The organism is Lacrimispora amygdalina, from assembly GCF_003432035.1.
GTDB lineage: Bacteria > Bacillota > Clostridia > Lachnospirales > Lachnospiraceae > Lacrimispora > Lacrimispora amygdalina.
On record NZ_QOHO01000041.1, the window covers coordinates 46683 to 57806 of the forward strand.

The 11124-nt window shown below is 39.3% G+C and carries 12 protein-coding genes and 1 tRNA gene; 4 read left to right on the forward strand and 9 right to left on the reverse strand.

Annotation, left to right across the window (positions count from 1 at the left end):
* Positions 1-20 precede the first annotated feature (20 nt).
* From DS742_RS13720 to DS742_RS13760, 9 genes are all read right to left on the reverse strand, one after another.
* Entirely contained in the window at positions 21-653 is a 633-nt protein-coding gene (locus DS742_RS13720) for a GyrI-like domain-containing protein (RefSeq protein WP_117417543.1), read from the reverse strand.
* A gap of 45 nt (positions 654-698) precedes the next feature.
* A complete protein-coding gene (locus DS742_RS13725; protein WP_117417544.1) occupies positions 699-1754 on the reverse strand; it encodes a BtrH N-terminal domain-containing protein in 1056 nt (351 codons plus the stop codon).
* A 67-nt stretch (positions 1755-1821) separates the two neighbouring features.
* Positions 1822-2355 carry a cysteine hydrolase family protein gene (locus DS742_RS13730; RefSeq protein ID WP_117417545.1) on the reverse strand — a complete coding sequence of 178 codons (534 nt, stop codon included), beginning with the start codon at positions 2353-2355 and terminating at the stop codon, positions 1822-1824.
* Between the two features lie 77 nt (positions 2356-2432).
* The gene (locus DS742_RS13735) at positions 2433-2939 is read right to left on the reverse strand and encodes a DUF6886 family protein (protein ID WP_242996475.1); all 507 of its coding nucleotides are present in this window, start codon (positions 2937-2939) and stop codon (positions 2433-2435) included.
* A gap of 211 nt (positions 2940-3150) precedes the next feature.
* Positions 3151-3678, reverse strand: coding sequence for a hypothetical protein (locus DS742_RS13740; RefSeq protein ID WP_147325785.1), 528 nt, complete (start codon positions 3676-3678; stop codon positions 3151-3153).
* A 341-nt stretch (positions 3679-4019) separates the two neighbouring features.
* Positions 4020-5006 (reverse strand): hypothetical protein, encoded by a 987-nt coding sequence (locus DS742_RS13745; protein WP_242996476.1) that lies wholly within the window; start codon positions 5004-5006, stop codon positions 4020-4022.
* 134 nt (positions 5007-5140) lie between these two features.
* On the reverse strand, positions 5141-5329 hold the full coding sequence (locus DS742_RS13750) for a hypothetical protein (RefSeq protein ID WP_117417548.1): 189 nt from the start codon (positions 5327-5329) through the stop codon (positions 5141-5143).
* Between the two features lie 230 nt (positions 5330-5559).
* Positions 5560-6234 (reverse strand): CPBP family intramembrane glutamic endopeptidase, encoded by a 675-nt coding sequence (locus tag DS742_RS13755; RefSeq protein ID WP_117417549.1) that lies wholly within the window; start codon positions 6232-6234, stop codon positions 5560-5562.
* Positions 6235-6492: 258 nt separating this feature from the next.
* A tRNA-Gly gene (locus tag DS742_RS13760) sits at positions 6493-6565 on the reverse strand.
* A gap of 332 nt (positions 6566-6897) precedes the next feature.
* Here DS742_RS13760 and DS742_RS13765 point away from each other — a divergent pair.
* The 4 genes from DS742_RS13765 to DS742_RS13780 are packed head-to-tail and all read left to right on the forward strand — an operon-like array spanning position 6898 to position 11048.
* Positions 6898-7518: a TetR/AcrR family transcriptional regulator gene (locus DS742_RS13765; RefSeq protein ID WP_117417550.1), complete on the forward strand. Its 621-nt coding sequence runs from the start codon at positions 6898-6900 to the stop codon at positions 7516-7518.
* Positions 7519-7527: 9 nt separating this feature from the next.
* Complete coding sequence (locus DS742_RS13770) at positions 7528-9042, forward strand: ABC transporter ATP-binding protein (protein WP_117417551.1); 1515 nt, start codon at positions 7528-7530, stop codon at positions 9040-9042.
* 3 nt (positions 9043-9045) lie between these two features.
* Positions 9046-10107, forward strand: a complete 1062-nt coding sequence (locus tag DS742_RS13775) for an ABC transporter permease (protein WP_117417552.1) — start codon at positions 9046-9048, stop codon at positions 10105-10107.
* A complete protein-coding gene (locus tag DS742_RS13780; RefSeq protein WP_117417553.1) occupies positions 10107-11048 on the forward strand; it encodes an ABC transporter permease in 942 nt (313 codons plus the stop codon). Before DS742_RS13775 ends, DS742_RS13780 begins: the two co-directional genes overlap by 1 nt.
* The last annotated feature ends 76 nt before the right edge of the window (positions 11049-11124 follow it).

An 11124-nucleotide genomic window follows, 5' to 3' on the forward strand; every position in this document is an offset into this window, starting at 1 on the left:
AGCGTCATATACTGCTAAATTCAGGTCCTTTTTATCGGATGCCGTATGACTGTCTTCCATTTTGATGGCTGCACTTTACGGGTATCCGAAAGATAAATTTCATGGTGAAAACGTGTATCTGTCATATCATTTATATACCCGTTTTCATGCAAATACTCATCCATGATGGCAACGGTAACAGGTTCATCATCAAATGGTCCTGTGTGCATGATTTGCACACATACCCCTTCATCTACCGTCAGAAACTCAGCCGAAGAGCAATCCAGTTTTTTCTTTTTACCCGTTTCTGTCACTGCCCAGTCAAAATCCTCTTTTGTAACAAAGTCCGGCAGACGAATAACTGAAATCCAATTGAATGCGTCCTTGTTTGTGTAATCTACACCCGAGACATGATCCTGCCACCAGAATCCTTCCAGAGGCGGGACTACATATTCAAAAAAACCTTCTATTTTATGGGGACCCTTATAACTCATTTTAATGGTATATGCAACCGCATATAGAATCCCCATCGCATTCTGATATGCTCCGCCTTCCTGATTTGGGTCCCCTTTTCCTCTCACTGCGATATAATTTGTGACCGGAACAGTTATTATTTCAGGTATGTTATTGGGCATATAATAATCTTTATATTCTTTCTTAAAATCAAAAGCCATTTTTTTACCTCCAAGATTTATTTATTATCCTTAAGATATAGAATACTATGTTTCCAAAAGAATAAAGCCCTCTGTCATAATCTCCATTATCTTTGTAAACAATTCCGTCAGTTCGTCCGTCCTATCCTTCTCTCCAGTTAAATAGGCCACTATCACATCTTTGATTTCCGAGACGATTTCGGCTCCCTGTTGGAATATAATGGACACTTTAAGCCATGTATCATTACCAAATTCTTTTCCTATTTCATTGAGAACACGGCACATTTTATCAAATCCACCATTAAAGTTTACTTCATCCGGTTTTCTAATTCCCCGCAGAGCGTTAGGCACTGTGGGTACTGCACCGAAAAACATCACCAGGTTAGAGAGTATATTATCATAATCCTCTTTCGTAAGTTCACTTTTTAGTTTAGGTAATTCTTGTATAAACTTTTGAAATCCTTTTCTGCCAGTAAAGCCCACCTGCGGATATAAAAACATTTTTGCTTTCTTTTCCAACGCTTCCTTTGCAATCTGGTATTTGGTTTTTGCGGCACATAATCTGACCGTACAGACGGTGTTTGGTCCGGACAAGCCAGAATAGCTGCAATTCCACGCTTTACGCAGTTCTGTATAAGGAAGTACCTGCATTTCCTCACGCCCACAGTCAAACAACTCTATACACTGTGCATCATCATCATAACCAGTCATCAAAACATAGTGGAATGGAATATGCTCTCCAAGATAAAATTTTGAATAGTATGGCAGATAGCACATATCAAGTGCCCCCAAAACAGGGGGATAGCCTGCGTCAATTTCCGACTTAGCCTTGTTAATTGCCTGTTCAAACATCTTATACTCGTAATGTTTATATTCAAAACCTACAATAGGAGCAAGAAATTCATACATCTGCTTTGTGCGGCCGTCACCCAATGCAATCATTCGTTTCAATTTAGATTTTGGTGTTTTCATGTAGCAGAATGATCCGAATGAGGCGAGAATGAAAAAGAAACTCGGCGGAAGCGTCTCTCCAGTCTCCCGTATATACAAGTCTTCAATTCCATTCCACATACATTCATAGTCATCTGCGTGATGCTTTAGCGTAATCAGTCTCTTCTGCATTAATCCAAGCCTCCTGACGTTTATAATATCTTACAACAGGAGTATAAACCCTCACATTATGAAAGAGTCAAGAACAAATTAATTTTAGAATCTGTTCCATACCAACAATTTTCGCATAACGGTTGTTCCATATTTTATTTTCATAATATCCTGCTAATTCTTTACCGCTTGCAAAAGCGTTATCAAATGTTGTCGTTGCTGACTGTGGTATGGTTACATCATATTCATATTCAAAAGCTACCTTGCAGGTAGCATCTAAACAATACTCCGTCTGCATACCACATAAGATAATGTTTTTTACACCTTTCTCCTGGAGATATTCATGGAGCCCGGTCTTTCTAAATGCACTGTTATATTGTTTCTCAAATATTTTTTCGTCTGGCATAGGAGCTATATCTTTATATATCGTCCAGCCGCTGCTGCCATGCTCCAGCTCATCGCCATTTCCACCATCGTGTTGAACGTAAATTACCGGGATTCTCTTTTTTCTGCAGAAATCCAATAATGCCTTTATATTTTCTACAACAGCCACCTTATTATAAGGTTCTGCTTCCACCAAAGCCGTCTGCATGTCTACAATAATTAATGCATCATAGTTCATTTTAAATTCTCCTTGTATCTTTCATGTATGGTTTTAGGGTGTCAATTAAAAAAAGAGATTCTAATATAATATCTACTTTATAATCTTGGCTGGGCATATCCCATACGGCATATTGACCAATTTAATGTTGTTGATTTAATTTTATCAGATATATCCCATAAATTCTTTATAATTCGAAGTTCCACATTTCTTTTTAACAAAGCCTCAAATAAATCATTAACAGTATATTTTGCAATGGGTTTTTGAGCCTCTCTCGATATATAATATCCTGCAATATCATCCTGCAATTCAAAACCTTTCGCATCAAATTCATAAAGATATAAATGCGTATTCTTCATAGTTTGAAACCAGGAACTTTCAATAATAACAACATGCTCAATATCAAGTGAGGTGAAAAAAACCTCCTTGTCATGTTCCGATGTACCTTCACCTATGTGGTAAGTTACTCTCGGACAATCTCTTGGCGTTAAAAAATCAGGTAAATGTTTTTCATCGATAGCCCATACTAATCCAACACTTTTATCTAAGTCCTTTCTCTCTGGAATTCTGGGATTAAAAATATCAATATTACCTTCCTCGCTCACATGGAACAGCCTCATACCAGATGCACCCTTTCATAGATAATCTTCACAATAAACCGTAATGCCATTTTTAATATCTTAAGACTGTACAGCATAGAATGCAACATGTAAATTAAAAAGACCTTTTCATAAGATGAAACATCGGTTCAGGTGATGAATGAACCGGGAAGAAAGAATGGATTGTATTACCCAGCTAAAGTTTATTAAGATGCATTTATTTACTATTGTATTTATTATCTACTACATAGCGTCCTCCGTCACCTAAATCAAACATGTAAATAGAAAAAGCATGCTCTGATTCTAACATAAAGTTATTCGGTAAGTAAGCATTCTCGAATTTTATATTATCTGCTTTCGCCCATTGTGTAAATATATAAATAATAGTCTGGTTACCTTCATCTAAAAGCGCATATTCATAACAGCCATCATCCCCATAAATAGAAACATACGCCGGATATTCAAAATCCTCTGTATTATAACGTATTTTCTGTGTAGTTCCTTGGTAGTCTTCCTTTATTTGAGCTAATCGCTTGACTTCATCAGAATATGTTGGTGTATCGTAAGTACATTTCAAATAGATTTGATAATAGGGGTCAAAGATGCCATCTTTATACTCAAAATAGTATTGAGCATCTGTACCATCATCAGGTATACTTTCTGGAAAAACATCTAAATTACTATACCCTTTAAAACCGTTAAAACCATATTCTTCTATATCAGTGATAACTTTCTTCTGGTTCATGGCAATACATATTATAATTATAAATAGTATAATAAAAGATATTACAATAAGACCTCTTTTTTTCGTGCTTTTTCCCTCTACTTTCTTACTTTGTATCATGCCATACCAAATGTTACGGCTTATATCCATAATACAGTATAAGCGGTTGGTTTAGCATTAGCCAATAGAATTAATTTTCTGATTTCGTAGTCGCACTCATTGTTAAATACTGGATCGGCTATAATAAAACAACAACATGTAAAATAAAAAGCCCTGCAATACAAGGCTTTTTAAACGTGATAAATGCAGTTCACATACCATAGGATATTAAACAGATATTTCTTTTATCATATTCTTAACTATCATGACCCAGTCCACGCACCATCATTTCCTACATGATACCCATCCGGCGTGATTGCATTAATGTCCATGGCTCCATCATCACCACAATAATACCACTTGGTTTTCCAATTGATCCAGCCGGTTACCATGTATCCCGATTCATTGAAATAATACCAGTTTCCATTAATATACTGCCAGTTACTGATTGTATTCTTTTTGTCAGCATTCTGATACTTCCACCCTTTATCATCTTTTATCCATTTGCCACTACGGCTGTCCCCAGGACCTGACAGCGTATCAGCAGAACCACCGGAACTTATCTTTTCAGCATCTTTCAAATTTACATGCCAGGATTCGGATTTTTTCCAGCTACCCTTAAGTGACGAATCCGTTATAGCACGAACTTTAAAGGTATAAGAACCAGATTTGGTAATAAAACTGGAAAAATCATAGCTGGTTTCTTCAGTTTTAAACACAGAAGTTACGGATTGGCTGCCGCGGTAAAGCTGCACCTCATACTTATCTGAGTCACCCGCTGCGTTCCATCTGGCTATCCCATTCATCTCATCCCATTCCAGATCACTTAAAGCTAAATCACGCACATTTATGTTATATTTATTAAAAACATCTAACGCGATATATGCTGTTATTTCCCAATCATTTGACTGGCCTTTCACTAACGATCCATTGGCACCACTTATCGATATATGCTTTTCTATTCCATAAGTAAACGTATTGTTATCATCAGCCTTCAGCTGAACTTTCAGAATATGCGCATCATCATCCGTCCAATTAATATCCGACCCACTAAGTACAGCCACATCATCTACACGGCACATATTGGAATCGGTGGTGACACTGACATCTAAATCGTTCCCATCTTGTTGTAAATCAATATTAATTTTTACCTCCTGGATTGTGTTGGAAGAAGCCATAGACGTAAACGGAACCGCTATCATAAACATGCCTGCCCCCAACATAACCATAATTTTTTTGTGTAAAAACATACCATTTCCCCCTTTATATATTGTTATGGATTTATTACATGAATATTCTGATATGATTGTATTAACTCTGCTTATGGACATATCATCAGATTAGCGAAGAAATATAAGCTTTTAATACCCATATTTTATCTTCTTTAAGGAAAGCTGTCAAGAAATATGCAGGAATAACGCTTGTTCCTGACAGCCACGTATTGATATATTATTTCACCCTTGCCATAGACTCTTACATGTCCCTCTAAACAATAGAGAACATGTTTTAACGTATCGTCATCGGCCAGTTGAAATATATCAGATTTTCTTAAAATTCCATAATATTCTTCCATTTATTCTCCGTATACAGCGTTATTCTAATCTAACTCTATATTATTTTCTCTCCTTTGTCAATTAAATGCGGGTTCTTCCTTTCTCCCGGTACTCCGGGAAATATCAGTTTTGCTGCATAAAAAAACTACTAAACAATATTTTCATAGTTAGTAGTTCATTGTCTGATTTGATAATATAATTGTAATGTAATGACTTTAAGTTATGTTTATACTGTGTTGCATAGAAATGATTACCCTATAAACATCACTGATGCAAAATCTGACCAAAAATGAATAATCATAGGGGGTAAGATAGATTTGCTTTTTCTAAACAAATATCCAAATATAAGCCCAAGTACCAATACATATACGGCCTGTGTAAGCATTGCTGTAATAGCAAATGTTCCATCTAAATACCAGTGAATAAAGTAGGAAGGGAAATGTAACAAAACAAAATATATAGCTGAAAACAAGTTAGCTTTCCTTTCACTCACGAACGCTAAAAAAGCATTCATTCCAAATCCTCGATAAACAATTTCTTCCACAAAACATACCATTAAAAACTTTAAAAGCAATTGTGAAATACGAATATCATGATTGACCCAAAAATCACCGTGATTTACATACATTGCTGCCATTATATAAATTGTATTAACTAAAAAAATAATAATTATAGATTTCCAATGACATTTATTAGAAAATAAGTCTTTAAAACCTATAGGAATGATATCATCACACTTTACAATTAAAAACATAAAGGGAATACACCATATTCCACGGCTGATTATGCCATACAAAGATTTCCCCCAATCATTATCCATATTTCCAAAAAGCAATGAAGAATATCCCCACGCATCTGTTACTATAGCCCATAAGATAGCAGCACAGAATAATAATATGTGTACCTTTTTTTTATTCAATTTCATGTTTATCCCTCTAAAATTTTACTTACACTAGAATTACAACAATATAAAATACTGCTTATATGTTTATGATACTTCAATTTCTACTAACTATCAACATTAAGTTTTCAATGTTCATAATACGTTAAATTCTAATTTATCGGGGAACTATGGAAGATTACAACACGATTTTCACGGGAAAGATCATAGAACATTTTGAGACTATGCAACATGAAATGTAACACAATAAGAAAAAGCCCTGTAAATACAAGGCTTTTAAAAAGCGCGAGACGGGACTCGAACCCGCGACCCCGACCTTGGCAAGGTCGTACTCCACCAACTGAGCCACTCGCGCATAAATATTTGTTTCACAACACTGGCATTATATCATATACAATGGAAATTTGCAATATATTTCTTAATTTTTTTATAACAGAAATAATATCAAACAAAGGTACATTTCGGAATATCTGGAAATTTTCTCCAATCCTGTTTTTTAACTAAAACTGGAAATCTCACCCATTGCCCCTTATTATTTTCCTTGTTTTATTAATTTTCAAGTGCTATTCTTTTATATTCTTAATCCAATGCTTAATATATCCAATTATTCTGATTTTTCATTGACACCATAAGAACGGTTCCGTATAATGCAAGAAATTGGTCATCTGACCAAAAGGGAGGCAGGATATGGGTCAAATTTTATCAATAGAAGAAAAACCCTGCAGCATTTCAACAGAAGACAGGATTCTGGATGCAGCCCTTACTATCATTCAGGAAAAAACCATCAGCGGCCTGAGAATCCGGCAGGTGGCAGAAAAAGCACATTTGTTTCAATCCAATATTCACTATTATTATAACAGCAAGAAAGAGCTTCTCCTTGCTGTTCAGAAAAAAGTCTTAAACCGTTACCGCGAAATCCGCCAGCAATCCATTAACCAGTCAGGAATTGGTCCGGAAGCGACTCTTGAAGATCGTCTGGACATTTTTATAAAACAAAAGATTTACACGATTTTAATAGAAGATAAATATGATGTTGCTGAGCTGGATTTTTGGAATCAATCCCGTCTGGATCCTGATATGCATAAGGAATTCTGCCTCTCCTATCAAAACTGGAGAACGGAAATACGGGAAATCGTAGAAAAATTTTCACCGGATATGCCATCTGCAAAGCAGAATCTGATTGCCGGGATTGCGGTCTCTCTGCTGGAGGGAGCCACGGTTCAGTTTCTGGTTGACAAAGAGGCATTTGATTTAGATTCATATTTTGCTTATTGCAAATCAATCCTGATCAGGGAGATCAGAGGCTAGGAGGAACCAATGAAGGAATTGCTGAGAATGGAGCAGATCACCAAGCAGTTTGGAGATGTATATGCCAACCGTAATATCAATCTCTCTGTAAGGGAGGGAGAAGTACATACTCTGCTGGGAGAAAACGGGGCCGGAAAGAGCACCCTGATGAATATTCTTATCGGCTTATACCAGCCCACCGGCGGAGCCATTTTCCTCCGTGGAGAAAAAGTGAAAATTGATTCTCCAAAAGCTGCAGTAAAAATGGGTATTGGCATGGTTCACCAGCATTTCATGCTTGTAGAAGCCATGACCGTATTAGAAAACATTATTCTCGGAAGCCGGAAGGATTCCTCTTTCTTTATAAAAAAGGACCAGGTAAGAAAAGAAATCCTGGAACTATCAGAAAAATACGGTCTTGATGTGGAACTGGACAAGCAGATCACGGAAATCTCTGTAGGAGCCCAGCAGCGGGTTGAAATTTTAAAAGCTCTTTACCGGGGAGCGGAACTTCTTATTCTTGATGAACCGACGGCTGCACTTACCGACCTGGAAGCAGAAGGACTTTTTGCCATTATCCGGAAGCTGACCGGAGAACAAAAATCCGTCATTTTTATTTCCCACAAAATGAGGGAGGTCCTTTCAGTCAGTGACCGGATCACGATTTTGCGGGCAGGTGAGACCGTTACCACATTAAATAAAGAGGACACCGACGGCACCCAGCTTGCAAACTTAATGATCGGAAGGGAAATGGTACCCAGTAATTATAAAAAAGTAACGTCTCCCGGTGATGAAGTCTTAAGCTTTCAAAATATCAGCTATCAAAAACAACATAAGCACAGCGGCTTAAATGATGTGAGTCTCACCGTACGGAAGGGAGAAATCCTGGGCATTGCAGGAGTGGATGGAAACGGCCAGTCACAGCTTGCACAGCTTGCTGCAGGGATTATCGCTCCTGAGGAGGGAAATGTTTTGTTAAAGGCCTCCCGCATCTCCCGTTTTGCACCAAACGGCTTTATCCTCTCCCATGTTTCCCATGTCCCGGAGGACCGCAATAAGATGGGACTCATCGGCAATATGACAGTCAGGGAAAATCTGATTTTAAAGGCAACAGAAGAAGCCCGTTTCTCCTATGGGCACGGAGCACTGTTAAAGAATAAGGCCATTACCAAATTTGCCCTTGAAATGCAGGAAAAAAATGATATCCGATGCGCTTCCATCGAGCAGGAGGTGCGCAACTTATCCGGAGGCAACCAGCAGAAAATTATACTGGCAAGAGAAATGGAAAATGACCCGGAACTTTTAATCGCGGTTCATCCCACCAGAGGCTTAGATATCGGAGCCGCCCGTTATGTCCATGATACCATGGCTGCTGCCAGGGATAAGGGCTGTGCGATTCTCTTAATCAGTGCGGACTTTGATGAAATACTTAATTTATCCGACCGGATTCTGGTCATGTTCGAGGGACAGGTCATGGGAACCTATTCAGGAGTCAATCCGCCTATTGAACAAATTTCACTTGCAATGGCAGGAAAGGGGAATTAGGACATGAAGCAGAAAGAAAATTTAATGAAGGTCATTGTGCCCGTGTTATCCATTCTGGTAGCATTTATTATAGGAGGCATCATTATTATCTGCCTGGGCAAAAACCCCTTTCAGGCATATGGATTTCTGTTTTCCGGTGCTTTCGGAAGCAGCAGAAAGATCGCTCAGACCCTTGTAATTGCCTGCCCTTTGATATTTACGGGACTGACTGCCGCTTTCTCTTATAAATGCGGTGTATTCAATCTTGGCGGGGAAGGTCAGTTCGTAATGGGAGCAGTCGCCAGCATATTTTTTGTTACAAAGTCCGGAATAGAAGGATCTGCAGGAATACTGCTCAGTCTTCTTATCGGCACGGCAGCAGGAGCAGTATGGGGCGCAATTCCCGGAATTTTAAAGATTACAAGAGGCTTAAATGAAATGATTGTCAGCATCATGCTGAATTATGTGGCCACTCTTTTTATGGGTTACGTTTATACAACCCTTTTGCGTGACGGAAGTGTACCCCAGACCTTTGCCATCCCCGACAGCACCAGACTGGCAGTCGTATCGAAAAGCTTTCCAGTTCACTGGGGTGTATGGATTGCATTATTACTTGCACTTGCAGGATACTACTTTCTTTTCTATACCTCAAAGGGATTTAAGCTGAGGGCAGTGGGATTAAATTCCACTGCAGCATTTTTCAATGGTTTCCCCGTAAACCGGTATGTTCTCTTTTCCTTTATTGCCTCCGGAGCAGTGGCAGGACTTGGCGGAAGCGTGGAGCTTCACGGCAAGCAGCTGAGACTGATGGGCGGATTTGGGCAGGGATTCGGTTTTGACGGAGTGGCAATCGCACTGATCGCCCAGCTAAATCCAATCGGAACTGCTGCTGTGGCATTTATCTTTGCTGTGCTGAGAAAAGGAGCCAGTACTTTGCAGACCGGTATGCAGATTCCCACTGCAGTAGTTGATATTATTCAGGCACTGGTAATCATATTTGCGGTGGCTGGCACTGCGCTTTTAAAGCTCCCCGCAATCAGACAGTACATAAACAGCCATATTGGGAAAAAGGAGGTTACCAACTGATGGATGCATTTTTAAATATCAATTTTCTTACAGAGCTTCTGCTTTCCACCATTCGTATGGCTACTCCCATCCTGTTTGTTGCACTGGCTGAAACCTACTCGGAACGGGCCGGCTTAGTCAATATCGGTCTTGACGGAATCATGTCCTTCGGTGCATTAATCGGGTTTTTAATCGGATATAAAACCGGAAGCCCCACAGCCGGTATTCTTGCAGGCGCCCTTTCAGGCATTGCCATTAATATGATTTATGCGTTCTGCACCATTCGCTTGTGTGCTCCGCAGATTGTTTATGGCATGGCAATTAATATTTTTGCACCGGCACTGGCTTCCTTCATATACCGCCTTTCCTTTTCCGATACTTCAACACTTATCCAGGGCGTATCCATGAAGGCGCTTCCCATTCCGGTCCTAAGCAGCATCCCGGTTCTTGGGCCTTTGTTCTTTCACCATATTCCTCTGGTATATGCTGCCTATCTCCTGGTACCTGTCACTGCAGTTTTCTTTAACAGGACAAAAGCCGGGCTTAATTTTAAAGCCGTGGGCGAATTTCCCAAAGCTGCAGAAACACTGGGAATCAATGTAGTGCTGCAAAAATACATAGCCTGCGTTATCTGCGGCGCACTTGCAGGTATCGGCGGGGCGTATTTAACCATCTGCTACACCAGCACCTACTCCGAAGGAATCGTGGCAGGCCGCGGGTTTATCGCACTGTCAGCCGTTATATTCGGACGCTGGATGCCTTCCGGCGTATTGTTAGCCTGTCTGCTCTTTGGATTCTGCGATGCACTGCAGATCCGGCTGCAGCTGTTAAGTCCGTCCACCCCCTACCAGCTTCTCCAGATGATCCCCTATCTTTGCACCCTGTTTGTTCTTGCATTTTTCGGAATTCGAAAAAGCGGTCCCAAGGCTAACGGACAGCCCTATTACAGGGAAGAACGCTGATGATAATTCCAGGACAGCCCTGCGATTATATATTTTTTCAAACATAAAAGGAGGATTTAGTGTGAAAGAAAGTAGA